Here is a 26,271-nt window from a genome sequence, read left to right as displayed (position 1 = left end):
CGGCACGGCGCCATTGCCAGCCGCGGCGCGGCGCGCGAGCCTGCGCGGCAGCAACAACGATAGGGGAAGGAAAGCCAGGATGAAGCTCGGCCTGTCCATCGGCTATTCCGGCGCGCATCTCGACCTGCCGGTCGCGCTGGTCCAGCGCGCGGAGGCGCTGGGCTATGACAGCGTCTGGACGGCGGAGGCCTATGGCACCGATGCCGTGACGCCGCTCGCCTATCTCGCGGCGGTGACGAAGCGCATCAGGCTCGGCACCGGCATCATGCAGCTTGCCGCGCGAACCCCCGCCAATGCGGCGATGTGCGCGGCGACGGTGGATGCGCTGGCCGGCGGCGGCCGCTTCATCGCCGGCCTTGGCGTCTCCGGCCCGCAGATCGTCGAGGGCTGGTACGGCGAGCCCTGGGGCCGGCCCTATTACCGCCTGAAGGACTATACCGAGATCATGCGCAAGATCTTCCGCCGCGAGGCGCCGGTCGTGCATGAGGGCCGCGAGATCAGCCTGCCCTATACGGGCGAGGGCGCGCTCGGCGTCGGCAAGCCGCTGAAATCCATCCTGCACATGAACCCGGACATCCCCATCTGGCTCGGCACCGGCAACGAGGCAACGGTGAAGCTGACCGGCGAGATTGCCGATGGCTGGCTGGCGCTGGGCTTCGTCCCGGGCTCGCTGCCCGAATACCTGCCCTGGCTGGAGGAAGGCTTCCGCCGCGCGGAGAAGGCGACCGGGCGGCCGAAGACCCGCGCCGACTTCACTATCCAGGCCTCGGTGCATGTGGAGGTGACGGAGGACGTGTCGGCGGGGCTGGCGAAGCTGAAGCCGGAGGTCGCGCTCTATGTCGGCGGCATGGGCCACCGGGACAAGAATTTCCACAAGGACATGATGATCCGCCGCGGCTTCGGCGAGGCGGCGGACCGCATCCAGGACCTCTACCTCGCCGGGCGGAAGGAGGAGGCGATCGCCGCCGTGCCCGACGAATGGGTGGACTGGAAGTCGCTGGTCGGCCCGCCGGCGCGCATCCGCGAACGCTGGCGGCCTTGGGCGGAGTCGGGCGCGGATGCGATCACCGTCCGCTCCCGCCAGCCCGAGGCGATCGAGGTCATGGCGCAGGCCGCCGGGCTGAACGGGCCCGGCGAATAGTCTTGTTCCACATGAATGCTGTCGCATTCATGTGGCCTCAATCGCCGGCACCGCTCCGCGGCTTGGCTACGCGCCGTCTGGCGCGGCGCCCATTCGGGCGCTCAGCCGCCTGCGGCGGCTGCAATTCTGGATTACAGCGGCTCCCCGGCGCCGGTGCCGTGGTGCGGCGTCGGGAAGGTCCATTCCTCGCCGCGCGGCGTCGCCACGTATTCCGGCCAGCGCAGGTCGACCGGCGGGTGGAAGTCGCGCGGCAGCAGCGGCGGCACCCAGTCCGGCGTGCCGGGCTTCGTGCGTTCACGGAACTCCGCCTGCGCCGCCGCCAGCACATCCGGCTGCGTCGCCAGGTCCACCAGCGTCAGCGCCATGGTCTTCGCGGCCACGAACAGGCCGGGATCCATCGCGGCGGGCAGTCCGCCGAGCGCATTGTAGGTCCAGTTCGGATAGGCATAGCCCGGCGCGGGCGGGCGCAGCCGCGGCCGCGCCGCCAGCAGCCGCACGGTCGGCGCGTGCCAGCAGAACTCGACATAGTCGTCGGCGCTCAGGTGCTTCTGCCAGTCGGGCAGGGCGGCGCGCAGCTTCGCCTCGTTCTCCTCCGGCGGCGTCAGCCGCGTCACCGTCGGGATGAAGGGATCGTCCATGGGCTCGAGGCCGAGATGCCGCTGCATCTGCCGGCCGAATTCCAGCGCCTCTTCCGGATAGCTCGGCGCGCCGACCGCCTGCAGGTTCTTCCAGGTCAGGTCGGTCATGACCGCATTCGGCACGCCCACACGGGTCTTGGTCACCCAGCGCACGAAGGCCTTGCAGCCCGTGATGCCCGCGACGTGCCGGGCATTGTTCGCCAGCACGCGCCAGATCTGCTCCTGGATGCCGAGCGAGGAGGAGCGCCAGGAATACTGGATCTGCGAGAAGCGCGGGGTGAGGTTGTCGGAGGTCGCGCCGGCATCGCCCAGGACGTATTCGTTCAGCGTCCAGGACCCGGCATGCGGGAACATCGCCTCCTTGGTGTACTTGGTCGTGGTGTACATCAGGCAGAGCGCGTCCAGCGCGCCGGGGCAGCGCGCCACGGCATGCGCGGCGTCGATCGGCATCAGCATGGGATCGACCCAAGCTTCCGGCGCCGGCGCCTCGAAGGTGATGATCGCGCTCCAATAGGCGCCGAACTGCGTCTCGGCCGTCACCGTGTTCAGCGGCCAGGGATGCCAGACCACGGCGGCGTCGAGGTCGTCGTAATAGCCCTTGGCGGCGTGGATGGGCTTGGAGCCGCAGACCTTCTCCGCCGGCTCGCCGAAGAGCTTGAGCTGGCCGGCGACGCCATGCGCCTGCATCGCCGCCTTGGCACCGAGCATGGCGGCGAGGGAGGCGGTGCCGAGGACGGAATGCGGGTCGGTATGGCCCGCGGTATAGGGATGCAGCCCCTCTCGCGGCGCCGGATAGGGCACGACCTGCTGCGAATTGCCCGGCACCGCGTCGTACTCGGAGAAGCCGGCGAGCACCGGCCGGCCCTGGCCCCAGGTCGCGACGAAGGCGGTCGGCATGCCGCCCGAGCCGGCCTCCACGGTGAAGCCCTCGGCCCGCAGCAGCTCCACATAGTCGCGGGCGGATTTGTATTCGCGCCAGGCCGGCTCGGCATGGCTCCAGATGCGGGCGTTGAAGTCCGAGAGCCGCGTCTCGTTCGCCGCGATCCAGTCGAGCGCGGTCGCGCGGATGGTGTCGTTGTCGGGCATCAGGCGCGCCTCACATTCCAGAAAGTGGCAAAGCCGTCCAGCACGCCGGTCAGGCTGCTGCGCCAGGCGGTCGGCTGCAGGTACTGTCCCAGCGGGTAATAGGCGACCTCGCGGAAGGCCTCGGCCTGGATCTCCCGGCAGATCGCCTGCTGCGCCGCGAGGTCGGGGGCGCGGAACCAGGCCTCGCGCAACTCCTCGATGCGGGGCATGCTGGCCCAGCCGGCATAGCCCTGCTCGCCGCCGCCGCGCAGCGCGATATGGCCCGCGGGGTTCAGCCAGTCGGAGCCGGACCAGTTGGTCACGAACAGGCTCCAGCCGCCCTCCGAGACCGGGCCGCGGCGGTTGCGCCGCTGCAGCATGGCGTTGAACTCGACGGCATAGACCTCGACCGTCATGCCGATGCGCTTGAGCATGTCCTCGAAGACCGCGCCGAGAGCCATGAGCACGGCGGAGTTGGAGGGGACCATCAGCACGACAGGCTCGCCCTTGTAGCCGGCGGCGCGCAGCGCGTCGCGAGCCTTGGACAGGTCGCGCGGCGCGGTCAGCACCTCCATCCCGGCATCCGACGCCATGGGCGTGCCCGGGGCGAAGAAGCCGAGCGGGACGGTGTATAGGCTGGTCTCGGCCGGGCCGACCACCGCCTGCATGCAGGCCGTCTGGTCGAGCGCATGCCACAGCGCCTGGCGCACCGCGCGGTTGTTAAAGGGGGCCTGGGTGTGGTTCATCCGGACCATGCAGACGAAGCCGGTGCTGTCGAGCACCTTCATCGTCACGCCGCGGGCACGGCGCAGCAGCGGCAACTGGTCGTGATAGGCGTATTCCTGCCAGTCCTGCTCGCCGGCGATCAGCGCGGAGGTCGCGGTGGAGGGGTCCGGCATGCTGCGCCACTCCACCCGGTCGAAATGCACGACCTTAGGCCCGGAGGTCCAGGTGAGCGCGCCGTCCTTGCGCGGGACGTATTTCTCGAACTTGGTGTAGACGTTGAGCGAACCTGGCACGCGCTCATCCGCCTTGAAGCGGAAGGGACCGCTGCCGATCAGCTCCGGCACTTGTTTGAAGGGATCGGTCTCGGCCAGGCGCGCCGGCATCATGGCGCAGACCGGCACGCTGGCCTTGCCGAGCGCGATGGGCAGCAGCGGGAAGGGCCGCTTCAGCCGGAAGCGGATGGTGCGGTCGTCCGGGGCGGAGAGTTCGTCGGTCGCCTCCAGCAGGCTGGCGCCGAAGGGGTCGCGCTTCGCCCAGCGACGGATGCTGGCGACGCAGTCGCGCGCGAGGACCTTCTCGCCATCATGCCACCACAGCCCCTCGCGCAGCGTCAGGTCCCAGCGGAGGCCGTCATCCTCGATCCGGTGACCGTCCACCATCTGCGGCGTCGCCTGGAAATTGGCGTCCATGCCGTAGAGGGTGTCGAAGACCATGTAGCCATGGTTGCGGCTAATATAGGCCGTGGTGGTGACGGGATCGAGCGTCACCAGGTCCTGTTGCGGGGTGAAGCGCAACGTGGTCGCGGCCTGCGCGCGCACCGCGGCCGGTGCGGCGAGCGAGGCGAGGCCGGCACCGGCGGCCTGGAACAAGGTGCGTCTCTGCATGATGACGGGAAATCTCCTGCGGACAGGACCGGCGTGTTTTCGCCGATGCTATCGCGGGATCTCCCGCCCGTAAGGGGGGCGGACCGAAATCCGCCCGTTTGGGTCAGGCGGATTCCTGGGCGGCGCCGCGCGGCAGACGGGCGGTGGCGGCGCGCAGGCTGGCCTGCTCCATCGCGCCGCGCACGGCCTCGCCATAGACGACGAGGGTGCTGCCGAGGAGGAAGGTGAGGAGGGCTCCGATCGCGGAGACCATGGTCGTGTGTCCTTGCTGGCCGGGCGGGGCCGGCGCCCCATGCGCCATCGCCACGCGGCCTGTCGGCAGAACAGATGGGGATTCGCGGGCTGCGCCGAGGCGGCGTGGCGGCGTCGCAGCCATGCGAATCGCGCGTGCCTTGCTTCGTTGCAACGGGCGCCGGCAATGGTCGCCTTCGACGGTGTCGAAGGCACTTCCGCGCGCCTTCAGCGACCGTAACCAAGCTCCTGCAGCCGCGCGATGGACCGCTCGGCGCTGGTGTGGTGGATGAAGACACCGCCCTTCGCCTCCCAGCCCGGGCCGGCCGAGGCGCGGTCGTCCACCAGCACATGGCCGGGGCCGGACCAGCGCGGCTTCTCCCGGCTCATGCAGGTGACGATCGGCACATGCGCGCCGAGCATGCGCGCGACCCAGGCCTTCTTCTGCGCCGGCGCCCATGTGCCGAGCGGCAGGCCGGTCAGGATGGTCGGCCGCAGCGGCGCGCAGAAGGCCCAGAGGTCCTGCGCGTCGTGCATGAACTCGAGCGTGTCGAAGAAGCGCGGGGCGCGGGCCAGCGCCGCCCACATAGTCTTCAGCGGCAGCGCCTCCGGTCGCTGGCCGGTCACCGCCTCCACGCCGCGGTCGAAATCGGCCAGCACGCCGTCGAGGTCGAGGAACAAAGGACCAGGACTGTCCGGCATCGCGCCACCTCCGGACGGCAGAAGCCTCAGGCCGCGGCGCCGGTTGCCGCGGCGGCACGGCGGATGAAGCCGCCGCCCAGCACGCGCTCGCCGTCATAGAGGACGCAGGCCTGGCCGGGCGCGGCGATCGAGGGTTCCGCCGGCGTCACCCGCAGCAGGCCGGCCGCGGTGTCCCATTCGGCCGTCGCGGCGCGCGGCTCCTCCCGCGCGCGCAGCTTCACCTGGCAGCGGAGCGGTGCGTCCGGCGGATCGACCAGCCAGTTCACCTCGGCCACCGTCACCACCGGCTGCGGCAGCGCCGCCCGCGGACCGACGATGACGCGGCGGGTGCGGGCATCGACGCCCGCGACATAGAGCGGCTCCTCGCCATCCCGCGAGGCCTGGCCGAGGCCGCGGCCTTGCCCCACGGTGTAGCGCGCGATGCCCTGGTGCCGGCCGAGCACGCGGCCGTCCAGATGCACGATCTCGCCCGGTGCCACCGCGTCCGGCCGGTGCTTCGCCACGACATCGTGGTAGCGGCCCTGCGGGACGAAGCAGATGTCCTGGCTGTCCGGCTTCTCCGCGACCGGCAGGCCGAGCCGCGCCGCGACCGCGCGCACGGCCGCCTTGTCCGGATAGGTGCCGAGCGGGAAGCGGGAGAATGCGAGCTGCTCGCGCGTCGTGGCGAAGAGGAAGTAGCTCTGGTCGCGGTGCGGGTCGGCGGCGCGGTGCAACTCGGCGCCCTGCGGACCCTCCACGCGGCGGACGTAGTGGCCGGTCGCCATCGCCTCCACGCCCAGGTCCCGGGCCAGGCCGACCAGGTCATGGAACTTCACCGTCTGGTTGCAGCGCACGCAGGGGATCGGCGTCTCGCCGCGGGCGTAGCTGTCGGCGAAGTCCTGCACCACGGCGTCGGAGAAGCGGCTTTCCTTGTCCAGCACGTAGTGCGGGATGTCGAGGCGGTCGGCGACGCGGCGGGCGTCGTGGATGTCCTGCCCCGCGCAGCAGGCCCCCTTGCGGGCGGTCGCGGCGCCGTGGTCGTAGAGCTGCAGGGTGGCGCCGATGACCTCGTGCCCCTGCTCCTTCAGCAGGCCGGCGACGACGCTGCTGTCGACGCCGCCCGACATGGCGACAAGGATTCTCATGGCTGTGCCATGGGTTGGGCGGCGAGGATGCGCAACTACCTTTGGACCTTCTCGTGCGGGACCATGTCGCCCTCGGCGGCATCGAGACCCTGCTGCCAGAACCGCGCCTCCAGCCGCGCGGCCTCGGCGAAGGTCGCGCTCAGGCCGGCGAAGCGGGCATGGCCGCCATGGCTCTCGCCCAGCGCGTCGATCCGCGCCGCGGCGGCCTTCGCCATGGCCTGGTAGCCCGGGTCGGCATAGGTATCGATCCAGGACTGGTAGGGGTTCCCCTCCGCGCGCCGGCGCGGATCGGCGAGGATGCGCTGCGCCACCTCGGCATAGCCCACGGTGCAGGGCGCGAGCGCCACTTCCAGGTCCAGGATGTCGCCGGCCAGGCCGCGATCGATGACGTAGCGGGTGTAGCTGACCGTCTCGGCGCTCTCGGGTGCGGCGCGCACATCGGCCTCCGTCAGCCCCCACGACGCGCAGTAGCGGAGATGCATCTCGGTCTCGGCCAGGATGGCGCGGATCGCCTCGGCCTTCTCGCGCATCGCCTCGACGCTCTCGGCCTTGAAGACCGCCAGCGCCTCGGCCCGGGCGAAATGGATCAGGAAGAGGTAGTCCTGGATCAGGTAGCGCCGGAAGGCCGCGAGCGGCAGCGTCCCGTCGCTCAGGCCCTGGACGAAGGGATGCCAGGTATAGGCCCGCCAGTCGGCGGCGCAGGCCTCGCGCAGCCGGCGGAACAGGCCGCCCTCCTGGCCGAAGCCCTCGGTCCAGGTATCCATCCCTGCGGCCTTACCCGCCCGCGTTCCGGGTGCCGGCGGGGAGCTTCACCACCAGCCCGTCCAGCGCCTCCGTCATGATGAGCTGGCAGCCGAGGCGGCTCGTCTCCTGCAGGTCGAAGGCGAGGTCGAGCATGTCCTCCTCGTCCTCGGTCGGCGCGGCGAGCTTCGTGAACCAGGACGGGTCGACGATGACATGGCAGGTGGAGCAGGCGAGCGAGCCCTCGCAGGCGCCCTCGATGTCGACGCCGTGCTTGTGGGCGATCTCCAGGACCGAGAGGCCGAGCGGCGCATCCACCTCGCGGCGCCTGCCGTCGCGCTCGATGAAGGTCATCCTGGGCATTGTCTCTCAGCGCTCCGCTCGGGCCAGGCGGTGCCAGGCTTCGGCAAGGAGTGCCGCGCCCCGTTCCGCATCAGCGGGCGAGGTAAAGCGGCCCATGCCGATCCGCAAGGTCGCGCGGGCCTCCTCCTCGGGAATCCCGAGGGCGCGGAGGACATAGCTCGGCTCGACCTCGGCGGAGGAGCAGGCGGAGCCGCTGGAGACGCAGACCTCCGGCGCCGCCCGCATCAGCGCCTGGGCATCAACCCCACCGGGGAAGGTGATGTTGAGGTTGCCCGCCACCCGCTGCTCGCGGTTGCCGTTCACCCGCACCCCGGGCACGGCCTTCTCCAGCGCATCCAGGAACAGGTCGCGCTGCCCGGCGATCCGGCCGGCGTCCAGCAGCCCCTCGGTGGCGGCGATGCGCGCCGCCTCCCCCAGCCCCACCACCAGCGGCGCCGGCAGGGTGCCGGAGCGAAAGCCGCGCTCCTGCCCGCCGCCGGAGAAGAGCGGCACGAGGCGGACGCGCGGCCGCCGCCGGACATAGAGCGCGCCGATGCCCTTCGGTCCGTAGATCTTGTGGCCGGAGAGGGAGAGGAGGTCGGCCTTGATCTCCCCGACATCCAATGGGATGCGGCCGGCGGCCTGGGCGGCATCGGTATGGAAGAGCGCGCCCGCCGCCTTGGCGATGGCGCCGATGGCCGCGAGGTCCTGGATGACGCCGATCTCGTTGTTCACCGCCATGACGGTGACCAGCAGCGTCCGCTCGTCCACCGCCGCCCGCAGCGCCTCGAGGTCGGCGAGGCCGTCGGGGCCGACCGGCAGCACCACCGGCTCGAAGCCCTCCATGGCGAGGTCGCGGACGCTCTCCAGGACGCATTTATGTTCCGTCGCCAGCGTCACGATGCGGGTGCGCGCGCTCTCGACGGTGGCGGCGAAGCGGGCGGCGCCCTTGATGGCGAGGTTGTTGGATTCCGTGGCGCCCGAGGTGAGCACGATCTCCCGCGCCTCCGCCCCGATCAGGTCGGCGATCCCGGCGCGGGCGGCCTCGACCGCCTCCTCTGCCGCCCGGCCCATCGTGTGCTCGACGCTGTGGGGGTTGGCGAAATTTTCCTCCCACCACGGCCGCATGGCGGCCAGCACGCGCGGGTCCACCGGGGTGGTGGCGTGGTTGTCCAGGTAGATCGGGCGGTTCGGGCGCATGGACGGAAGATGGGCCAGCCACGGGCGTTGCGGGAGTGGTCGCCCGGGAATGCCGGCGATGCGCCAGACTCAGAGAAGAAGGAGGTGGGGGTTCGGCGCATGCGCCGAACGGGGAGGAGTTCTCTCCTCCCCCGATGCTACGCTGCCCCCCTGCGCAGCCGGTCGCGCATCGCCCCCCAGGCCGCCAGGAACCGCTCCGCCGCATCCGCCGGCGCGTTCCAAGGCAGGGAGACGCGGATGCCGCAGCCGGCATCCTCGCCAAATCCCATCGCGGCCAGCACCGGGCTCTGCCCCACCTTGCCGGAGGAGCAGGCCGCCCCGGCCGAGACCCTGACCCCTGCGAGGTCGAGGGCGATCACCTGCGTCTCCGCCGGTACGCCGGGGAGGATGACGTTCACCGTGTTCGGCAGCCGCGGCGCGCCGGCGCCGGCGATCACCGCATCCGGAGCGATCGCGCGCAGCCCTGCCTCGATCCGGTCGCGCAGCGCCGCCAGGCGCGCCGTCTCCCCGGGTTCCGGCACCGCGGCGGCGAGGCCCGCGATGGCCGGCAGCGGCTCGGTCCCGCCGCGCCGGCCGCGTTCCTGGCCGCCGCCCGCGACCAGCGCCGGCAGGTCCAGCCCCGGCCGCAGCAGCAGCGCGCCCGCGCCGGGAGGCCCGCCCAGCTTGTGGCCGGAGAGGGCCAGCGTGTCGTAGTTGGCGGGCAGCGGCACCCGTCCGGCCGCCTGCACCGCGTCCACATGCAGCAGCGCGCCCTGTGCGCGGCAGAGCGCCGCAACCTCTGCCAGCGGGTGCAGCACGCCGGTTTCGTTGTTGGCGGCCATCAGGCAGACCAGGGCCGGGCCGCCCGTGGCGAGCCGCCGCGCCAGGGCGTCGAGGTCGGCGGTCCCGTCGGGCAGGACCGGCAGCACCTCCGCCTCCGGCGCCGCGGCCAGCACCGCGGGGTGCTCCGTCGCGCCCACCAGCAGGCGCCGGCCGCGGGACAGGCCGCGGACGGCGATCGCATTCGCCTCCGTCCCGCCGGCGGTGAAGACCAGGTCCCCCGGCCTGGCGCCGAAGCGGGCCGCGACGGCCTCGCGCGCCTCCTCCAGACGCCGCCGCGCGGCGCGGCCATCGGCATGGACGGAGGAGGGATTGCCGCCGGCCTCCAGCGCCGTGATCACCGCCGCCCGTGCGGCCGGCCGCAGCGGCTCGGTCGCATTGGCATCGAGATAGAGAGGCTCCACCTGCGGCCGGCGCTACTGCGCCGCCTCCGCCGGTACGTCGACCACCGCCTGGTCGCGCGGCGCCACCGCCCGGCCGGCGATGCGGCCCGCCACCACATCGGCCAGCGTCACATGCGCGAGGAAAAGGCGGATCTGCTCGCCGAGTTCGGACCAGAGGTCATGCGTCAGGCAGCGCTCGCCGCCGAGGCAGCCGGGCGAGCCCTGCTCGCAGCGCGTCGCGCGGATCGATTCGTCGACCGCGTCCACGATGTCGGCCACAGCGATGGTCTCGGCCGGCCGCGCCAGGCGATAGCCACCCCCCGGTCCGCGCGCGGAGGCGACGAGGCCCGCCCGGCGGAGATGGCCGAAGAGCTGCTCGAGATAGGCCAGCGACAGCAATTGTGCTTGCGCAAGTTCGGCGAGACTGACGGGCCGTCCGATGCGCGGGTCGGTTGCGCATCCCTGCTGGCGGGCCGCCAACTCGACCATGGCCATGACGGCATATCGCCCGCGGGTGGAAAGTCGCATGGCTGGAATCCCTAGCGCGCTGATTCTTGTATACCGGCATACGGGCCAGGAGCAGGAAACATGGGCGCCATGCCTTGATTCCGTTATGAAAGTCTCACTCGCATCTCTATAGTCCCGCCGGCCCAGGGGTTCGGGAGACTGCCCCCGGGATGCTGGACGACACCGGGATCGAGTGCCCGCGCCAGTGCCACCCCCGATCTGGGGTGGACACCGGCCGGACGCTAGATTGACCGACCACCCCGGTCAACAATTGGGGCTCGGACGGTGCCGGTCGGCCAGGGGGCTGAAGGGCCCGGGCTCCTCTCGGCATTGTGTGCTGCCGCACCCTGATGCCGAGGGGAGCCCAGGCGTTGTCAGCCAGGTCTTCCCCACCAAGCGCCACGACGCGCCTGGCTTGCCTGCGGGGTGGCTCCTCATCCCACTGGCATTCGGGACGTGCCTGGCACAACCGGAATTGGACCCAAGGGACGATGCCTGAGGTCATGTTCGCCGGCCCCGATGGGCGGCTCGAAGGGCGCTACCATCACTCGAAGCAGCCGAACGCGCCGGTGGCGTTGCTGCTGCACCCGCACCCCCTGCATGGCGGGACGATGAACAACCGGGTGATCCATGCCCTTTATCAGCGTTTCCAGGCCCTGGGGTTTTCCACCCTGCGGTTCAATTTTCGTGGGGTCGGCCGCAGCCAGGGTCGTTATGACGGCGGCATCGGTGAGATCTCGGATGCGGCCGCGGCGCTCGACTTCCTGCAGGCGGTGAACCCGAACGCCCATAGCCTCTGGGTCGCGGGCTATTCCTTCGGCGCCTATGTCGGCATGCAGCTCCTCATGCGCCGGCCGGAGATGGGCGGCTTCGTCTCCATCAGCGCGCCGGCCAGCCATTACGACTTCGGCTTCCTCGCCCCCTGTCCCTGCAACGGCCTGATGCTGCACGGGGCGGAGGACGAGCTGGTGCCGGAGAGCTCGGTACGGAAGCTGGTGGACAAGCTGAACACCCAGAAGGGCATCAGCATCGACTACCGCGTGATGCCCGGCGCCGGCCATGTCTTCACGCCGGAGGAGACCGAGAAAGTCGTGGACGCCACAGAGGACCACGTCCTCGCTAGGCTCAACCGCAGCCGGATGGCGCTGGCCGCCGATTAAGGCCGGCATCCGCTTGGCGAATCACCTGTAGCACGCGCGCGACGCGGCCCGAGGCCGCATGGCGCAATGTGTCGGGCTCAAGGCCCGAACCCAGGTCGGCTGCCGTCATGGCTGCCGACCAGCGGTCCCGCCCGGGGCGCCGTGGAACGTGCAGAAGGCCTCCACCGGTTCGCGCGGCGAAACGAGGGCATTGGCCGGCGCCGCCGGGTCGGCATGGCCGAGCGCCATGCCGCAGATGACGATCTCCTCCGGCGGGATGGGCAGGTGCCGGCGGATGATGCCGTGCCAGTTCATGAAGGCCGCCTGCGCGCAGGTATCGAGGCCGCGGGCCCGGGCGGCCACCATGACGTTCTGCAGGAACATGCCGAGGTCGAGGTAGCTGCCGGCGCCGAGCGACCGGTGCAGGGTGACGATCATGCCGACCGGCGCGCCGAAGAAGTCGTAGTTGCGGCGATGCTGGCGGGCCGTCGCCTCCCGGTCCCCCTTGGCGATGCCGAGCAGCCCGTAGAGCGCCCAGCCGATCCGCCGCCGCCGGTCGAGGTAGGGGCTCAGCCATTCGCGGGGGTAGTAGTCGTAGTCCGGCTCGGGATGCTCGCCCGCGGCATGCGCCGCAACGATCTCCCGGCATAGCGCGTCGCGCGCCGCGCCCATCAGCACATGCACGCGCCAGGGCTGTGTGTTGGTCATGCTCGGCGCGCGGCTGGCGACGGCCAGGATGTCGCGCACGACCTCAGCCGGCACCAGATCCGGCCGGTAGCCGCGGATGCTGCGGCGGGAGGTGATGGCGCGATCGACCGCCGCTTGGTCGGGGAGGGGCTCGGTCATGCCGCGCAGGCTCCCCCGCCCGCAATGCGGGGGCAAGACGCCGAAACGAGGAGCCGGGTGGTACCTGGGGCCGGACTTGAACCGGCGACCCCGGCATTATGAGTGCCGTGCTCTAACCAGCTGAGCTACCCAGGCGCGGGGGCGGGGTATGGCGGCTTTGCCGGCGGAATGCAAGGCCGCTGCCGCCGCAATCGCCTCCCGCCGCCTACTGGACCCGGATGTTCCGTGCGCGGACGATCTCCGCCATCTTGCGGCTCTCCGCCGCTAGGTAGGACGGCCATTCCGCCAGGGGCCGCGCCTCCGCCGTCACCACCTGCTTCTCGATCGCCGGGGTCATGTCGGGCGCGGTCAGCGCCTTGCGGCAGGCGGCGTTGAGCGTCTCGAGGATCGGCTGCGGCGTGCCGGCGGGCGCGAGCATGGCGATGTGCTCGATGATCTCGACCTGCGGATAGCCCTGCTCGGCGAAGGTCGGGACCTCCGGCGCCAGCGGGGTCCGCTGCGGCGAGGCGACAGCCAGCGCGCGCAGGTCGCCGGAGGCCATCAGCCCCATCACGCCCGCGGCCGGCATGCAGAGCATGCCCGCTTCCCCCGCGACGACGGCCTGGATCGCCGGGCCGCCGCCGCGATAGCCGATATCGGCCACCTCGATGCCGGCGGCCTGCAGCAGCATCTCCGTCGCCAGGTGGCTGGTCGCGCCGATGCCGGCATTCGCATAGGTCGGCTTCATGCCCGGCCGCTTCGCCAGCGCGACATACTCGGCCAGCGTCGTCACCGGCGTCGCCCGGCCCACCAGCATGAACATCGGCATGGAGACCAGCAGGCCGACGCCCGCGAAGGCCTGCTCCACCGTGAAGCCGAGCGGGTAGAGGTGCGGCGCGACGGCATAGGTGCTGTTCGGCAGCACGATCACGGTATAGCCGTCCGGCCGGGCGCGGGCAGCGGAGGCGAGGCCAATGGTGCCGTTGGCGCCGGTGCGGTTGTCCACCACGAAGCCCTGGCCGAGATCGGCCGAGAGACGCTGGGCGAGCAGGCGGGCGAAGGCATCGGTCGAGCCGCCGGCGGCCCAGGGCACCACCACCGTCACCGGGCGGCTCGGGTACGGCCCTTCCTGGGCGCGGAGCGCGGCCGGCGCGGCGAGCAGCGCGGCGGCACCGGCCAGGACGGCGCGGCGGGTCGTGGTCATCGGTCGGTCCCTCCCTGCCGGGCCGCGGCGGCCGGCGGCCCTTTCCGGCAGCGTAGCGCATCGGATGCGCCGCGGTCGCGGGGTGGCGACGCGGACAAAGGCAGGCGGGGCGCCCAGGCGATCAAGGGCGTAAGGCTTGCGCACGGGTCACCGAGGGGCGGCGGCCCAGGCGTGACCGGCAACGGCTGCCTGCACCGCTGCGCTGCCCGCCGGGGATGGCAACCGCCCGCATCGCCTCTACCGCGGCGATGCCGTCTCCCGCCCTGCGGGTTAAGTGGGCCGCTTCAGGTCTCCGCGCCCTGCGGCGCTTCGGCCATTGGCCTGCTCAGGCGTCGCGCCCGAACCGCAGGCCGCGGGCGCGGCTGCCGTTCACCAGGAAGCCCGCGACCCGCCCGGCCGCATCGCGCACCGCCTGCGCATCCACCCAGCCCTGGAACAGTGTCGCCGGCGTCAGCACGCGGAAGCAGTCGCCCTCGATCGGCAGCACCGGCCAGGGGCCGTCCGAGCCGACCGGGCCGCGGACCCGCAGGACGAGGCCCTCGGTCCCCGGCGCGATGGTCCAGGTCGCGTCCAGCTCGGCGCAGGTCCAGGCGCCCTCCAGCCCTTCCGGCAGCCTGGCCTCGGTCGCCGCGCGGCGGAAGGAGGTGATGATGCCGGCATCGGTCTCGACCAGCAGCCGCCCATCCTCCGGCAGGGAGAGCGCGAAGGGGAAGGCGCCGCGCTGCGCGACCAGCCTTCCATCCTCCGCCGGCGCCAGGGTGAAGGGCAGACCGTGCTGCGTCGCCCTAGGCGTGCCGTCCGCCGTGAGCTCGATTTCCAGCGTGGTGCCGCTCTCCGGCTCCAGCCAGCGGCCGGTCAGCGCCTCCAGCGCCGGGCGGGGCGGCAGGGCTGGCACGGGGTGGATGCCCGGCCGGCCCTCGACCGCGGCGTCCAGCATCCGGTGGCCCAACTGGTGGACGTCGATGCCGCCATGGTTGGCGATGACGATCACCGTCAGCCCGGCCTCCGGCGCGCGGAGGAAGCAGGTCCGGTAGCCCGGCCAGAGGCCACCATGCGTCTCGGTACGGAGGCCTCGGTAGTCCGCGACCTCCAGCCCGCGGGCATAGAGGTTCAGCCGGCCGTTCCCGAAAGGCACCCGCTCCGCCAGCGCCCGGCCCAGGGCGACGCCGCCGACCAGCCCGGTCGAGAAGTTGCGGTCCCACAGCGCCAGGTCCTCGACACAGGAAACCAGCCCGCCTTCGCCGCCCAGCGCGAAGCCGTGCGGCGCACGGACGAAGCCCTCGCCCTGCGGGAAGTAGCCGGTGGCGAGGCCGGGCACGACCTCCGCGACGGAGGGCGTGTGGCGCGTGCGGGTCATGCCGAGCGGCGCCAGGATCCGCCGCTCGAGGAATGTCGCCAGCGGCTCGCCCGCGGCCGCCTCCACCACCCGGCCCAGCAGCAGGAAGCCCGAGTTGGAGTAGAGGAAGCGCGTGTTCGGCGCGAAGTTCAGGCTGCGCTGCCGGCCGATGGCGTCGAGGAGCTGCTCCGCCGTGGCGGGCTGGCCGAGACCAGTGCCGGCGAAGCGCATCAGCTCCAGCATGTCCCGGAGGCCGGAGCAGTTGCGCATGAGATGGTCGAGCGTGATGCGCGCGCCGAGGTCCGGCAGCCCGGGCAGGTGCCGTTGCACTGCGTCCTCGCGGGAGAGCCGGCCCTCCGCCTCCAGCAACAGGATGGCGGCGCAGGTGAACTGCTTGCTGACCGAGGCGATGCGGAAGCAGGTCTCCGGCCCGATCGGCAGGCCGAGCTCGAGGCTCGCCGCGCCGGCGCTCTCGTGCAGCGCCAGGGCGCCGTCCCGCACCAGGCCGATGGTGGCCCCCGGGCTTTCCCCGCGATCCCAGGGCGCGAGCAGCCGCCGCGCCGCCCGGCGCAGGGCCAGCAGGCCGAGATCGGTCATCAGTGGAGCCTCGGCGCCTTGAGGAAGCTGCGCCGGTCGATGGAGGTGACCACCAGGTCCTTCGGGCCGGCATCCCGGCCGATGGTCAGCCGCACCCGGGCGCCGGCCGTACCGGCGGCCCAGACCGCGCGCCAGAGGCCGGCGAGGTCGGAGACCCGCGTGCCGGCCACGGCAAGGATGCGGTCGCCCTCCTGCAGGCCCGCCTTCTGCGAGGGCGCGTTGCGGGCGAGGGAACTGACCAGCACGCCGGCCTCGTCCTCGGTCGCGTAGAGGCCGAGCCAGGGCCGCGCCGGGCGGTTCGGCCGTCCATAGGCGAGCAGGTCACCGAGGATCGGCGGCAGCAGGCTGGCCGGCACCACCATGTTGAGATCGACCCGCCGCCCCTTGCCGTCCTGCTGCTGCATGACGAGGGAGCCGATGCCCATCAGCGTGCCGTTGCCGCCGATCAGCCCGGCCCCGCCCCAGGAGGGGTGCGCGGGCGCGGTGTAGATCGCGTCCTCCAGCATGTATTCCCAGTAGCCCGCGAATTCCTGCCGCGCCGCGATGGTGCAGCGCAGCGCGTGCTTGCGGCCGCCGGCGGAGGCCAGCACGCAGGTATCGCCCGGCCGCGGCAGGTCGCCGGTCTCGACCGGCAGGGCCGGCAGGTTGAGCTTGCCGAGCGCCTGGATCAGGCCGAGGCCCGTCTCGAAATCATAGGCGAGGGCATGGCCCGGGATGGCGCGCCCGTCATGCGTGGTCAGCCAGATCGTCTCGGCTTCCGTCACGAGGTAGCCGATGGTGGCGATCAGCCCGTCCGGCCGGATGACCACGCCGCTGCCCGCGCGCTCCGTGCCGAGGGTCTGGGCGGTGAAGGCATCCGGCGGGACCAGCGCCTTCACCGCGACGACGGAGCGCAGCACCTGGTCCAGGTCGAACTCATGCTCGGAGGGATCCGGCTGGAGGTCCGACGGGATTTCCCATTCGCTGCTTGGCATGCCTGTATATCCGCTCCGCCCTTCGGGGATGGTCCTGGATTGGCCTTGGGGTCCAATATCGGCCCATCCGACGGCTTCGCCAACGCGGGAGATGGCAGGAGGGAGCGATGGCGGGGAGGCTGGTGGTCCTCGGCTCCGGCGGCCATGGCCGGGCGCTGATCGAATTGCTGCGGGACCTGCCGGCCTGGGAGATCGTCGGGCTGGTGGATGCCGTCCCGCGGGCGCCGGTCATGCTCGGGGTGCCGGTCCTGGGCGACGAGGCCGTGCTGCCCGCCTTGCGTGCGGCAGGGGTGGACCAGGCCTGCCTCGCGATCGGCGATGCCGCGGCGCGGCTGGCGGCGGCCGCGCGCCTAGCCGCCCTCGGCTTCGGCTTCCCGATGCTGATCCATCCCTCCGCCATCCGGGCGCGCAGCGCGGAGGTCGGGGAGGGGACGGTGGTGCTGCCGCGCGCGGTCCTCGGCGCCGCCGCCCGCATCGGCCGGTTCTGCATCGTCAATACCGGCGCGATCCTGGAGCACGACGTGGAGGTCGGGGAGGGCGCGCATTGCGGCCCGGGCTGCGTGCTGCCGGGCGGCGTCAGGGTCGGCGCCCGGGCGCTGATCGGCGCCGGCGCGGCCTGCCGGCCCTATGTGACGATCGGGGCGGGGGCCGTGGTCGGCGTCGGCGCGGCGGTGACAGAGGAGGTCCCGCCCGGCGCCGTGGTGGGCGGGGTGCCGGCGCGGCCGCTGCCCGGCTGAAGCCCGGACGGGGGCGGCTGCGTTGGCGTCCCGAACCGCGGGAGGAAGCCATGCCGCAACAACCCAGCGCCGACGTCCAGGAATTCCTCGACGCCCACCCCGTCTCCGGCTTCCAGTGGCTGGTCTTCGTGCTGTGTTTCTGCGTCGTCCTGCTGGACGGCTTCGACACGGCCGCCATCAGCTACATCGCGCCGCGCCTGGTGGCGGAATGGGGGATCGAGCGGCCGGCGCTCGGCCCGGTGCTGAGCGCGGCGCTCTTCGGCCTGGCCTTCGGCGCGCTGGCGGCCGGGCCGCTGGCCGACCGCTTCGGTCGCAAGCGCGTGCTGGTCGGCTCCGTGCTGCTGATCGGCGCGACGAGCCTCGCCTCCTCCTTCGCCGGCAGCCTCGGGGCGCTGACCGCTTGGCGCTTCGCCACCGGCCTCGGCCTCGGCGCCGCCATGCCGAATGCCGTGACGCTGATGAGCGAGTATTGCCCCGCCGCGCGGCGGGCGACGCTGACCAATGCGATGTTCTGCGGCTTCCCGCTGGGCGCGGCCTTCGGCGGCTTCCTCGCGGCCTGGATGATCCCGGCCTTCGGCTGGCGGAGCGTGCTGCTGCTGGGTGGCGTCGTGCCGCTCGCGCTCGGGCTGCTGCTGGTCCTGCGGCTGCCGGAATCGGTACGCTACATGGTGGCCAAGCGGCATGCGCCGGAGCGCATCCGCGCCGTGCTGCGCCGCATCGGGCCGGAGGCCGCCGAGGCCGCCGACTTCACCCTCGCCGAGGCGACGCCGGCGCAGCGCGGCGGCATCCGCCTGGTGCTCTCGCGGCCCTATGCGCTGGGCTCGGCGATGCTCTGGCTGACCTATTTCATGGGCCTCGTGATCTTCTACGCGCTGCTGAACTGGATGCCGATCCTGTTCGGCGATGCCGGGCTCGACCCCCGCACCGCGGCGCTGATCGCAGCACTCTTCCCGCTGGGCGGCTTCGGCGCGATCCTCTGCGGCTGGCTGATGGACCGGATGAACCCGAACCTCGTCATCGCCGCGGGCTTCGCGCTGACCAGTCTCGCGGTCTGGGCGATCGGCCAGGCGGCCGGCAATCTCAGCCTGCTGATGGCGGCGGTCTTCGTCGCCGGGACGCTGATGAACACCGCGCAGTCCTCCCTGCCGGCGCTGGCGGCCGGTTTCTACCCGACCCAGGGGCGGGCGACGGGCGTTGCCTGGATGCTCGGCCTCGGGCGGTTCGGAGGCATCGCCGGGTCCTTCCTGGTGGCCGAACTGGCGCGGCGGCAGATGGGGTTCGGCGCGATCTTCACCGTCATGGCGATCCCTGGCCTGGTGGCCGCGGCGGCGCTGCTGGTGAAGCAGGCGGCGCGCCCGGGCGAGGCGGCGCCGCGGGCCGAGGCCGTGCTGGGCCACTGACCCGGGTGCCGTCTGCCGCCGCTTCCGGCAGATTGCCGCAAGCCTGGGCAGGCCGCAGGGTTTCGCCTGCGAAGGAAAGGACTTTCCAGGCGCCGTCGCTGGCACGCATGCTGCAAGGCGGTGGCGCCGCCCTCTCCTTCCTTTGGGCGGACCAAGCCGGAGACCGCGGACCTGCACGGCATGACCACCCTGCGCCCGACCGCCGCCAAGGCGCGCGGTGCGATCGAATTCGCCGCCGTCACCAAGCGCTTCACGGGCGGCGCCGTCGCCGTGGATGCGCTCGACCTGCGCATCGCCGCCGGCAGCTATGTCTGCCTGCTCGGCCCCTCGGGCTGCGGCAAGACCACCACGCTGCGCCTGCTCGCCGGGCACGAGCTGCCGACCACCGGCGACATCCTGCTGGACAATGTCCCGATCGTCGGCCTGCCGCCGGCCCGCCGCGGCACGGCGATGATGTTCCAGTCCTATGCGCTCTTCCCGCATCTGAGCGTGCTGGACAACGTCGCCTTCTCGCTCCGCATGCGCGGCGTCGGCAAGGTGGAGCGCCACGCCAAGGCGCATGAGGCGCTGCGGCTGGTGGAGATGGATACCTACAGCGCGCGGCTGCCGGCGCAGCTCTCGGGCGGGCAGCAGCAGCGCGTGGCGCTGGCCCGCGCCCTGGTGACCAACCCGGCGACGCTGCTGCTGGACGAGCCGCTCTCGGCCCTCGACCCCTTCCTGCGCGGCCGTGTCAGGGCCGAGCTGAAGCGCTTCCAGCGCGAGCTGCAGATCAGCTTCGTCCATGTCACCCACAGCCAGGATGAGGCGCTGGCCCTGGCCGACCATGTCGTGCTGATGCGCGCCGGCCGGATCGAGCAGCAGGGCACGCCGGAGGAGATCTTCGACCGTCCGCGCACCGCCTTCGTCGCGCGCTTCATGGGCGGCCACAACGTCTTCGCCCGGCCGGACGGCAGCCTGATCGCGGTGCGCAGCAACCGCACGCATATCGCGGATCATGGCCAGCCCGCGACCGTCACCGGCGTCGAGTATACCGGCACCGGCTTCGGCGTGACCCTGGCAGGGTCCGGCGCCGAGGAGTTCACCGTCGCGCTGACCGAGGCCGCGCTGCATGCCCGCCCCGTCGCGCCGGGCGACGCCGTGCACCTGGCCTGGGACGAGGCCGATATCCGCCCGCTCGCGGACAGCACCGCGGCCGGGCACTGACCCGAGGAGTGGGGACCATGAAGGAGAAGACGGGGATGGGCATCGCCAGACGCGACGCGCTGAAGGCGGCGGCGGCCCTCGCCGCGGCCGGGCTGGCGGCGCCGGCGGTGCACGCCCAGGGGGCGGTGACGCTGCGCTATGTCGGCACCGCGGTGAACCAGCACCAGGGCATCAGGGACAAGGTCAAGGAAGACCTCGGCATCACCCTCGACTACATCCCGGTCACCTCGGACGACGTGGTGCGCCGCGCGGTGACGCAGCCGAACAGCTTCGACGTCCTCGATTCCGAATACTGGATGCTGAAGAAGATCGTGCCGTCCGGGAACCTGGTCGGCATGGATGCCAAGCGCATCAAGGAAGCCGGCAACATCACCAGCGTCTTCCTCAAGGGCGAGGTCGGAGCCAAGAAGATCGGCGGCCAGGGCACCGCGCCCTGGAAGGTGCTCTACCTGCCGGAGCGCGAGGCGAAGACCTTCGCCCCCTCGCAGACCGAATACCTGACGCTGATCCCGACCACCTACAATGCCGATACCCTCGGCATCCGGCCGGACAAGATCGGCCGGCCCATCACCTCCTGGGCCGAGCTGCTGAACCCCGAGTTCAAGGGTCGCGCCTCGATCCTCAACATCCCGTCCATCGGCATCATGGACGCGGCCATGGTCGTCGAGGCGACTGGGCAGCACAAATATGCCGACAAGGGCAACATGACGAAGGCCGAGATCGACCTGACCATGAAGGTCCTGACCGAGGCCAAGCGCGCCGGCCAGTTCCGGGCCTTCTGGAAGGACTTCAACGAGAGCGTCAACCTGATGGCCTCGGGCGAGACCGTCATCCAGTCCATGTGGTCGCCCGCGGTCACCAAGGTGCGCAGCATGGGCGTGCCCTGCATCTACCAGCCGCTGAAGGAGGGCTACCGCGCCTGGGCCGCCGGCTTCGGCCTGCCGAAGACGCTGACCGGGCGCAAGCTCGACGCCGCCTACGACTTCATCAACTGGTTCCTCTCGGGCTGGGCCGGCGCCTTCCTGAACCGGCAGGGCTACTACTCCGCCGTGCTGCCGACGGCCAAGGCCAACATGCAGCCCTACGAATGGGACTTCTGGATGGAGGGCAAGCCGGCGGCGCAGGACATCAAGGCGCCGGACGGCACGGTGATGGAGAAGGCCGGCAGCGTGCGCGACGGTGGCAGCTTCGAGGCCCGCATGGGCGCCGTCGCCTGCTGGAACGCCGTGATGGACGAGAACGACTACATGGTCAGGAAATGGAATGAGTTCATCGCTGCCTGATCCCGTGGCTGACGTGGCGGGGAGGGTGGCGACGCCCTCCCCGGCCGAGGCCATCGAGGCGGAATTCGTGCCGGCGGCACCCGCTGCCGAGGCGGCCCCGATCCTCGCCGCCGCCCCGCCCGCGCGGCGGTCCTGGGCGCCGCTGCTGCAGGCGGCGCCGCTCTGGGCCGTGCTGCTGCTGTTCTTCGTCTTCCCGCTGCTGGCAACCGGCGTCGTCAGCCTGTGGAACTACACCGAATACTCGCTGGTCCCCGACGTGACGCAGCGCAACTACGTCGAGATGTTCGAGGGCTGCGGCAACCTCTCCGACGGGCTCTGCACCACCTTCCGCACCTATATCTCCACGCTCCGGCTCTGCGGCATGGTCTGGGCGATCACCCTCGTCCTCGGCTTCGCCGTGTCCTACTTCCTCTGCTTCCACGTCCGCTCGGACGGCGTGCGCATGGCGCTGTTCCTGGTCTGCACCGCGCCCTTCCTGACCTCGAACGTCATCCGCATGATCTCCTGGGTCCCGCTGCTGGGCCGGGAGGGGGTGGTGAACAATGCGCTGCTCGCGCTCCGGGTCGTGGACCAGCCGCAGGACTGGCTGCTCTTCTCGGAATTCTCTGTGGTCCTCGCCTTCGTGCACCTTTACACGCTGTTCGTGGTGGTGCCGGTCTTCAACAGCATGATGCGCATCGACCACCGGCTGCTGGAGGCAGCACGGGACGCCGGCGCCAGCGCCTGGCAGACCACCTGGCACGTCGTGGTGCCGCTCGCCAAGCCCGGCCTCGTCATCGGCTCCATCTTCGTCATCGTGCTGGTGATGGGCGATTTCGTGACCATCGGCGTCATGGGCGGGCAGCAGATCGCATCCGTCGGCAAGGTCATCCAGGTGCAGATGTCCTACCTGCAATTCCCGGCCGCCGCGGCCCAGGCGATGGTGCTGCTCGCCCTCGTGCTGCTCATCATCGCGGTCATGACCAAGCTGGTCGACATCCGGCGGGAGCTCTAGGCCATGGAGGAACGCCGGCCCCTCGGCTTCTGGCTGCTCGCCCTGGTCTTCGCCGCCTTCGTGCTGTTCCTCTACGGCCCGACCCTGACCATCCTCGTCCTCTCCTTCCAGGGGCCGGAGGGCGGGCTGACCTTCCCGATGCAGGGCGTCTCGGCCCACTGGTACCAGACGCTGTGGAAGGGCGTCGGCGTGGTGGACATCTGGGCGGCCTTCCGGCGCTCGGTGAAGCTTGGCCTCGTCGTCATGGTGCTGACGACGCTGATCTCGCTGTCGGCCGGCTATGCCTTCCGGCGGCGCTTCCCCGGCCAGTCCGCGCTGTTCCACCTGACGGTCGCCAGCCTGATCGTGCCCTCCATCGTCGTCTCGCTCGGCATCGCGCTCGAGTTCCGCCTGATCGACGATGCGGTGAAGGCCTGGGCGGAGGCGCATGAGGTCGCCTGGGTTGCCGAGGGCTACACCACGGCGATGGGCCTCTTCACCTCCGGCCTCGGCGCGCACCTGACCTGGACGCTGCCCTTCGGCCTGCTGATCATGTTCGCGGTCTTCAACCGCTTCCCGGCGCAGCTCGAGGAAGCGGCGCGGGACCTCGGCGCCTCCCCCTGGCAGGTCTTCCGCCATGTGGTGCTGCCGCTGATCGGGCCGAGCCTGGTCGGCGTCGCGCTTTTCGGCTTCACCCTCTCCTGGGACGAGATCGCGCGGTCGTCGCAGGCGATCGGCGACCTGAACACCCTGCCGCTCGAGCTGCAGGGGCTGACGACGACGGTGACGACGCCGGAGATCTACGCGCTCGGCACGCTGACCACCGGCGTCTCGGTGCTGGTGATTGGCCTGTCCTTCGCGGCCATCGCCCTCTGGCGGCGGCTCCGCCTGCAGCGGGGCTGAGGCGCGCCGCGGCGAGGGAGGGCGCGGGCGGCGGCGCCCTCCCCCGCCGCCAACCCCCGCCCGGACATGACGATTTGGATTGCAACGCCGGCCGCGATGGGCGGAACCTGCGGCGTCGCTCCGGACCGGTGGCATAACCAAGACATTCCAGTGCCGGGACAAGCCTCTATCGCCTGAGCACCGAAGCTCCTGCGCGGCAAGAAGAAGGATCCGACAGGGAGGATCAGCATGTCCGGCGCAGGGCAGGGGGCGCAGGCTGTCCCCTGGTGGAAGGAACCCACCAAGGACCAATGGTATGCCTATCTGGCGGCCTGGCTCGGCTGGACGCTGGATGCCTTCGACTTCACCATCTTCCTGCTGATCATGGTGCCGATCAGTCAGGAATTCGGCGTGCCGCTCACCGCCGTCACGGCGGTCTTCGCGGTCACCCTGTGGCTTCGCCTGGTCGGTGCCACCGCCGCGGGCTGGATGGCCGACCGGATGGGCCGCAAGGCCCCGCTGATGATCTCCATCCTGTGGTACTCCGTCTGCAACCTGATCGCCGGCTTCTCGCCGAGCTTCGCCTTCCTGTTCCTCTTCCGCGCCCTGCTCGGCATCGGCATGGGGGCGGAGTGGCCGGCAGGCGCGGCGCTCGCCATGGAATCCTGGCCGGCCCGTTCGCGCGGCCTGATGTCGGGCGTTCTGCAGGGCTCCTGGGGCCTCGGCTATGCCCTCTCGGCCGCCGCATACGGCCTGCTCTACGAACCCTTCGAGGCGATGGCGCCGGGCTGGGGCTGGCGCGGCATGCTCATCCTCGGCGTGCTGCCGGCGCTCGTCTGCGTCTGGATCCGGATCTACGTGAAGGAGCCGGAGGTCTGGGCCGAGAACCAGAAGATCCAGGCCGAGACGCAAAAGGCGGTGCGGCTGCCGCTGTTTGCCATCTTCCGGCGGCAATACTTGTGGAATACGCTGACCGGCTGCCTCTGGATGGCGGCCAATTTCTGCGTCTACTACTCGATCTGGGCGCTGCCCGGCACCTATCTGCAGAAGGAGCTGGGCTGGACGCCGGCGCAGGTCGCGACCCCGCTCTTCTGGGGCAATATCCTGGTCTTCGTCTCGGCCGCCTTCTGGGGCGGGCTGTCGGACCGGATCGGGCGGCGCTGGGCGCTGATCATCCCCTGCACCGTCGCCATCTTCATCACGCCGATCTACCTGACCACCACCGACCCGATGGTCTTCACCCTCGGCTTCCTGCTGCAGGCGCTGGTTGTCGGCGGCAAGGACACGCTGAACCCGTGCTGGCTGTCGGAGCGCTTCCCGACGGAGATCCGCGCCTCGGCGGCGGGCTTCGTCTATCACCAGGGCGCCATCTGGGGCGGGTTCGTGGCGCCGGTGCTGACCTACTACGCGGTCAACCAGGGCATGGGCTTCGCCGCGCCCATGATGTACGCGACGATCGGCTCGCTGATCGTGTTGATCATCGGCGTCTGGCTGGGACCGGAGACCAGGGGGAAGGTGCTGATCGCCGATCTCGAGGTCTATGGAAGGGAGGAATACCCGTGACGCCGGGGGCCGCGCCTCACGCCCGCCGGATGTTCCAGGGATAGGGCGAGGTCCCCTTCAGCACCCCCGTCACCCCGCGATGCGCGGTGCGGATGAAGAACTGGCCGAGCGGGAGGAAGGGCACCTCCCGCCAGCTCTCCTGCTGGATCTCCTCGGCGATGCGCTTCTGCTCCGCCTCGCCCTCCGCCACCAGCCAGGCGGCGTTCAGCGCCTCGACCTTGTCGTTCCTGTACCAGCCGAACCAGCCGCGCTCCCCCATGCCGCGGATCGGCGCGTTCACCGCCGGGTTCATGATGGAGATGCCGGGCCACCAGGTGTGGAAGATGCTCCAGCCGCCCTTCTCCACCGGCTCCTTGCTGACGCGGCGCTGCACCAGGCTGCCCCAGTCCATCTCCTGCAGGTCCACGTTCATCCCGCAGCGGCGCAGCACGTCGGCGATGATCTGGCCGAAGGGCCCGATGGTCGGAAAGTCGGTCGGGTTGATGACCACGACCTTCTCACCCTTGTAGCCCGCCTCCTCCAGCATCCGGCGCACGCGCGCGGGGTCGCGCGGGCCGGCCAGCGCCTCCGACCCCGTGGTGGTCGCATAGGTCGTGCCGCAGGGCCACATGGAATGGCAGGTCCGCCAAGCCTCCGCGTCGTTGTTCGTCACCGCGCGGACGAAGTCTTCCTGGTTGATGGCATGCAGCACCGCGCGGCGGATCGCCGGGTTGTCGAAGGGCGGGTGGAGGAAGTTGAAGCGGCTGAAGCCGATATAGCCGAGGGTATTGATGATCTCGACGGTGATGCCGCGGCTGCGGCGCAGCGCCGGGATCAGGTCGGCATTCACCTGCTCCCACCAGTCCACCTCGCCGGCCTGCAGGGCGGCGGCTGCCGTCGCGCTGTCCGGGATGACGGTCCATTCCACGCGGTCGAAATGCGCCACCTTGCCGCCGGCGGTGCGGCTCGGCGGCTCCTGCCGCGGGACGTAGCGGTCGTGCTTCGCATAGACCACCCGGCTGCCGGAAACGTACTCGTTCGCCACGAAGCGATAGGGGCCGGAGCCGACGATCTCGGTCACCTGCTGGAAGGGGTCCGTCCTGGCGATCCGTTCCGGCATGATGAAGGCGGCATTGGCGAAGGGTTTCGCCAGTGCCTCGAGCAGGAGGGGGAAGGGCGACTTCAGCCGGATGCGCAGCGTCCGGTCGTCCGCCGCCTCGAAGGCCTCGGCGACCGCACCGAGCGACTGGCCGAAGGTGTCGCGCTTCGCCCAGCGCGCGAGGCTCGCGGCGCAGTCCCGCGCCAGCACCGGCTCGCCGTCATGGAAGCGCAATCCCTCCCGCAGCCGGATGGTCCAGGTGCGGCGGTCGTCGGAAACCTCCTGGCCCTCCGCCATCTGCGGCCGGACCTTGAGGTCGTCCGTCGTGCCGTAGAGCGTGTCGAAGACGGTCCAGCCGTGGTTCTCGGTGACGCCCGCGGTGGTCCAGATGGGATCGAGCGAGGTGAGGTTCGCCTGCGGCACCATGCGCAGCGTCCGCGCGCGCAGGTCCTGGCCGATGGCGGGGCCGGCCAGGCCGGCGGCGGGCAAGGCGGTGGCGGCCCTGAGCAAGCTGCGTCTCTGCATGGAAGCTCCCCCGGGATCGTCTTGCGGGGGAGCCTGCCATTGGAACGAT

24 protein-coding genes and 1 tRNA gene are annotated in these 26,271 nt (G+C 71.2%); 9 read left to right on the top strand and 16 right to left on the bottom strand.

The features are described 5' to 3' along the window. The first annotated feature begins 79 nt into the window (after window positions 1–79). The gene (locus Q7A36_RS07110) at window positions 80–1,141 is read left to right on the top strand and encodes an LLM class F420-dependent oxidoreductase (protein WP_305102970.1); all 1,062 of its coding nucleotides are present in this window, start codon (window positions 80–82) and stop codon (window positions 1,139–1,141) included. 131 nt (window positions 1,142–1,272) lie between these two features. On the opposite strand, the gene Q7A36_RS07105 is transcribed toward Q7A36_RS07110, so the two are convergent. The 10 genes from Q7A36_RS07105 to Q7A36_RS07060 form a co-directional block, all read right to left on the bottom strand. After that, complete coding sequence (locus Q7A36_RS07105) at window positions 1,273–2,865, bottom strand: zinc-binding metallopeptidase family protein (protein WP_305102969.1); 1,593 nt, start codon at window positions 2,863–2,865, stop codon at window positions 1,273–1,275. Next, the gene (locus Q7A36_RS07100; RefSeq protein ID WP_305102968.1) at window positions 2,865–4,454 is read right to left on the bottom strand and encodes an ABC transporter substrate-binding protein; all 1,590 of its coding nucleotides are present in this window, start codon (window positions 4,452–4,454) and stop codon (window positions 2,865–2,867) included. The genes Q7A36_RS07105 and Q7A36_RS07100 overlap by 1 nt, the downstream gene beginning before the upstream one ends. Window positions 4,455–4,557: 103 nt before the next feature. After that, window positions 4,558–4,707, bottom strand: coding sequence for a hypothetical protein (locus tag Q7A36_RS07095; RefSeq protein WP_305102967.1), 150 nt, complete (start codon window positions 4,705–4,707; stop codon window positions 4,558–4,560). Between the two features lie 206 nt (window positions 4,708–4,913). Next, on the bottom strand, window positions 4,914–5,387 hold the full coding sequence (locus Q7A36_RS07090; protein WP_305102966.1) for a hypothetical protein: 474 nt from the start codon (window positions 5,385–5,387) through the stop codon (window positions 4,914–4,916). 26 nt (window positions 5,388–5,413) lie between these two features. Continuing rightward, the gene (gene mnmA / locus Q7A36_RS07085; RefSeq protein ID WP_305102965.1) at window positions 5,414–6,511 is read right to left on the bottom strand and encodes a tRNA 2-thiouridine(34) synthase MnmA; all 1,098 of its coding nucleotides are present in this window, start codon (window positions 6,509–6,511) and stop codon (window positions 5,414–5,416) included. Between the two features lie 35 nt (window positions 6,512–6,546). Further along, on the bottom strand, window positions 6,547–7,275 hold the full coding sequence (gene tenA, locus Q7A36_RS07080) for a thiaminase II (RefSeq protein ID WP_305102964.1): 729 nt from the start codon (window positions 7,273–7,275) through the stop codon (window positions 6,547–6,549). Window positions 7,276–7,285: 10 nt separating this feature from the next. After that, window positions 7,286–7,615 carry a ferredoxin family 2Fe-2S iron-sulfur cluster binding protein gene (locus Q7A36_RS07075; RefSeq protein ID WP_305102963.1) on the bottom strand — a complete coding sequence of 110 codons (330 nt, stop codon included), beginning with the start codon at window positions 7,613–7,615 and terminating at the stop codon, window positions 7,286–7,288. Between the two features lie 6 nt (window positions 7,616–7,621). Next, a complete protein-coding gene (locus tag Q7A36_RS07070) occupies window positions 7,622–8,794 on the bottom strand; it encodes a cysteine desulfurase family protein (protein WP_305102962.1) in 1,173 nt (390 codons plus the stop codon). A gap of 137 nt (window positions 8,795–8,931) precedes the next feature. After that, complete coding sequence (locus Q7A36_RS07065; RefSeq protein WP_305102961.1) at window positions 8,932–10,017, bottom strand: cysteine desulfurase family protein; 1,086 nt, start codon at window positions 10,015–10,017, stop codon at window positions 8,932–8,934. 12 nt (window positions 10,018–10,029) lie between these two features. Continuing rightward, on the bottom strand, window positions 10,030–10,524 hold the full coding sequence (locus tag Q7A36_RS07060) for an Rrf2 family transcriptional regulator (RefSeq protein ID WP_305102960.1): 495 nt from the start codon (window positions 10,522–10,524) through the stop codon (window positions 10,030–10,032). Window positions 10,525–10,994: 470 nt separating this feature from the next. Between Q7A36_RS07060 and Q7A36_RS07055 the strand changes: the two genes are divergently transcribed. Further along, entirely contained in the window at window positions 10,995–11,663 is a 669-nt protein-coding gene (locus Q7A36_RS07055; protein ID WP_305102959.1) for an alpha/beta hydrolase, read from the top strand. A 105-nt stretch (window positions 11,664–11,768) separates the two neighbouring features. On the opposite strand, the gene Q7A36_RS07050 is transcribed toward Q7A36_RS07055, so the two are convergent. The 5 genes from Q7A36_RS07050 to Q7A36_RS07030 all read right to left on the bottom strand — a co-directional run bounded on the left by Q7A36_RS07050 (window position 11,769) and on the right by Q7A36_RS07030 (window position 16,578). After that, complete coding sequence (locus Q7A36_RS07050) at window positions 11,769–12,488, bottom strand: nitroreductase (RefSeq protein ID WP_305102958.1); 720 nt, start codon at window positions 12,486–12,488, stop codon at window positions 11,769–11,771. A gap of 58 nt (window positions 12,489–12,546) precedes the next feature. Then, window positions 12,547–12,623 (bottom strand) — tRNA-Met (locus tag Q7A36_RS07045). 70 nt (window positions 12,624–12,693) lie between these two features. Continuing rightward, the gene (locus tag Q7A36_RS07040; protein ID WP_305102957.1) at window positions 12,694–13,671 is read right to left on the bottom strand and encodes a Bug family tripartite tricarboxylate transporter substrate binding protein; all 978 of its coding nucleotides are present in this window, start codon (window positions 13,669–13,671) and stop codon (window positions 12,694–12,696) included. Between the two features lie 325 nt (window positions 13,672–13,996). Beyond that, window positions 13,997–15,604: a serine hydrolase domain-containing protein gene (locus tag Q7A36_RS07035; protein WP_305102956.1), complete on the bottom strand. Its 1,608-nt coding sequence runs from the start codon at window positions 15,602–15,604 to the stop codon at window positions 13,997–13,999. Further along, a complete protein-coding gene (locus tag Q7A36_RS07030; protein WP_305102955.1) occupies window positions 15,604–16,578 on the bottom strand; it encodes a S1C family serine protease in 975 nt (324 codons plus the stop codon). Before Q7A36_RS07030 ends, Q7A36_RS07035 begins: the two co-directional genes overlap by 1 nt. A 107-nt stretch (window positions 16,579–16,685) precedes the next feature. Between Q7A36_RS07030 and Q7A36_RS07025 the strand changes: the two genes are divergently transcribed. The 7 genes from Q7A36_RS07025 (at window position 16,686) to Q7A36_RS06995 (ending at window position 24,619) form a co-directional block, all read left to right on the top strand. Beyond that, window positions 16,686–17,315: a NeuD/PglB/VioB family sugar acetyltransferase gene (locus tag Q7A36_RS07025; protein ID WP_305102954.1), complete on the top strand. Its 630-nt coding sequence runs from the start codon at window positions 16,686–16,688 to the stop codon at window positions 17,313–17,315. Between the two features lie 50 nt (window positions 17,316–17,365). Then, the gene (locus Q7A36_RS07020; RefSeq protein ID WP_305102953.1) at window positions 17,366–18,715 is read left to right on the top strand and encodes an MFS transporter; all 1,350 of its coding nucleotides are present in this window, start codon (window positions 17,366–17,368) and stop codon (window positions 18,713–18,715) included. Window positions 18,716–18,895: 180 nt separating this feature from the next. Next, on the top strand, window positions 18,896–19,918 hold the full coding sequence (locus tag Q7A36_RS07015; protein WP_305102952.1) for an ABC transporter ATP-binding protein: 1,023 nt from the start codon (window positions 18,896–18,898) through the stop codon (window positions 19,916–19,918). A gap of 17 nt (window positions 19,919–19,935) precedes the next feature. Then, window positions 19,936–21,201, top strand: a complete 1,266-nt coding sequence (locus Q7A36_RS07010) for an ABC transporter substrate-binding protein (RefSeq protein WP_305102951.1) — start codon at window positions 19,936–19,938, stop codon at window positions 21,199–21,201. Further along, entirely contained in the window at window positions 21,182–22,195 is a 1,014-nt protein-coding gene (locus Q7A36_RS07005; protein WP_305102950.1) for an ABC transporter permease, read from the top strand. Before Q7A36_RS07010 ends, Q7A36_RS07005 begins: the two co-directional genes overlap by 20 nt. Window positions 22,196–22,198: 3 nt before the next feature. Beyond that, on the top strand, window positions 22,199–23,077 hold the full coding sequence (locus tag Q7A36_RS07000; protein WP_305102949.1) for an ABC transporter permease: 879 nt from the start codon (window positions 22,199–22,201) through the stop codon (window positions 23,075–23,077). Window positions 23,078–23,305: 228 nt separating this feature from the next. Next, on the top strand, window positions 23,306–24,619 hold the full coding sequence (locus Q7A36_RS06995) for an MFS transporter (protein WP_305102948.1): 1,314 nt from the start codon (window positions 23,306–23,308) through the stop codon (window positions 24,617–24,619). 16 nt (window positions 24,620–24,635) lie between these two features. Here the strand turns inward: Q7A36_RS06995 and Q7A36_RS06990 are convergent, their stop codons facing one another. Further along, window positions 24,636–26,222 carry an ABC transporter substrate-binding protein gene (locus Q7A36_RS06990; RefSeq protein WP_305102947.1) on the bottom strand — a complete coding sequence of 529 codons (1,587 nt, stop codon included), beginning with the start codon at window positions 26,220–26,222 and terminating at the stop codon, window positions 24,636–24,638. Window positions 26,223–26,271 lie beyond the last annotated feature (49 nt).

Origin of the sequence: Paracraurococcus lichenis (genome assembly GCF_030657435.1) — a bacterium.
Taxonomy (GTDB): domain Bacteria; phylum Pseudomonadota; class Alphaproteobacteria; order Acetobacterales; family Acetobacteraceae; genus Paracraurococcus; species Paracraurococcus lichenis.
This window is presented reverse-complemented; position numbering and strand designations above follow the sequence as displayed.

Coding starts and splice junctions, on each gene's coding strand:
- Q7A36_RS06990 (WP_305102947.1), bottom strand. CDS start 26,222: ATGCAGAGACGCAGCTTGCTCAGGGCCGCCACCGCCTTGCCCGCCGCC.
- Q7A36_RS07110 (WP_305102970.1), top strand. CDS start 80: ATGAAGCTCGGCCTGTCCATCGGCTATTCCGGCGCGCATCTCGACCTG.
- Q7A36_RS07100 (WP_305102968.1), bottom strand. CDS start 4,454: ATGCAGAGACGCACCTTGTTCCAGGCCGCCGGTGCCGGCCTCGCCTCG.
- Q7A36_RS06995 (WP_305102948.1), top strand. CDS start 23,306: ATGTCCGGCGCAGGGCAGGGGGCGCAGGCTGTCCCCTGGTGGAAGGAA.
- Q7A36_RS07005 (WP_305102950.1), top strand. CDS start 21,182: ATGAGTTCATCGCTGCCTGATCCCGTGGCTGACGTGGCGGGGAGGGTG.
- tenA (WP_305102964.1), bottom strand. CDS start 7,275: ATGGATACCTGGACCGAGGGCTTCGGCCAGGAGGGCGGCCTGTTCCGC.
- Q7A36_RS07095 (WP_305102967.1), bottom strand. CDS start 4,707: ATGGTCTCCGCGATCGGAGCCCTCCTCACCTTCCTCCTCGGCAGCACC.
- Q7A36_RS07055 (WP_305102959.1), top strand. CDS start 10,995: ATGCCTGAGGTCATGTTCGCCGGCCCCGATGGGCGGCTCGAAGGGCGC.
- Q7A36_RS07090 (WP_305102966.1), bottom strand. CDS start 5,387: ATGCCGGACAGTCCTGGTCCTTTGTTCCTCGACCTCGACGGCGTGCTG.
- Q7A36_RS07050 (WP_305102958.1), bottom strand. CDS start 12,488: ATGACCGAGCCCCTCCCCGACCAAGCGGCGGTCGATCGCGCCATCACC.
- mnmA (WP_305102965.1), bottom strand. CDS start 6,511: ATGAGAATCCTTGTCGCCATGTCGGGCGGCGTCGACAGCAGCGTCGTC.
- Q7A36_RS07030 (WP_305102955.1), bottom strand. CDS start 16,578: ATGCCAAGCAGCGAATGGGAAATCCCGTCGGACCTCCAGCCGGATCCC.
- Q7A36_RS07025 (WP_305102954.1), top strand. CDS start 16,686: ATGGCGGGGAGGCTGGTGGTCCTCGGCTCCGGCGGCCATGGCCGGGCG.
- Q7A36_RS07070 (WP_305102962.1), bottom strand. CDS start 8,794: ATGCGCCCGAACCGCCCGATCTACCTGGACAACCACGCCACCACCCCG.
- Q7A36_RS07075 (WP_305102963.1), bottom strand. CDS start 7,615: ATGCCCAGGATGACCTTCATCGAGCGCGACGGCAGGCGCCGCGAGGTG.
- Q7A36_RS07015 (WP_305102952.1), top strand. CDS start 18,896: ATGACCACCCTGCGCCCGACCGCCGCCAAGGCGCGCGGTGCGATCGAA.
- Q7A36_RS07035 (WP_305102956.1), bottom strand. CDS start 15,604: ATGACCGATCTCGGCCTGCTGGCCCTGCGCCGGGCGGCGCGGCGGCTG.
- Q7A36_RS07105 (WP_305102969.1), bottom strand. CDS start 2,865: ATGCCCGACAACGACACCATCCGCGCGACCGCGCTCGACTGGATCGCG.
- Q7A36_RS07010 (WP_305102951.1), top strand. CDS start 19,936: ATGAAGGAGAAGACGGGGATGGGCATCGCCAGACGCGACGCGCTGAAG.
- Q7A36_RS07000 (WP_305102949.1), top strand. CDS start 22,199: ATGGAGGAACGCCGGCCCCTCGGCTTCTGGCTGCTCGCCCTGGTCTTC.
- Q7A36_RS07020 (WP_305102953.1), top strand. CDS start 17,366: ATGCCGCAACAACCCAGCGCCGACGTCCAGGAATTCCTCGACGCCCAC.
- Q7A36_RS07060 (WP_305102960.1), bottom strand. CDS start 10,524: ATGCGACTTTCCACCCGCGGGCGATATGCCGTCATGGCCATGGTCGAG.
- Q7A36_RS07040 (WP_305102957.1), bottom strand. CDS start 13,671: ATGACCACGACCCGCCGCGCCGTCCTGGCCGGTGCCGCCGCGCTGCTC.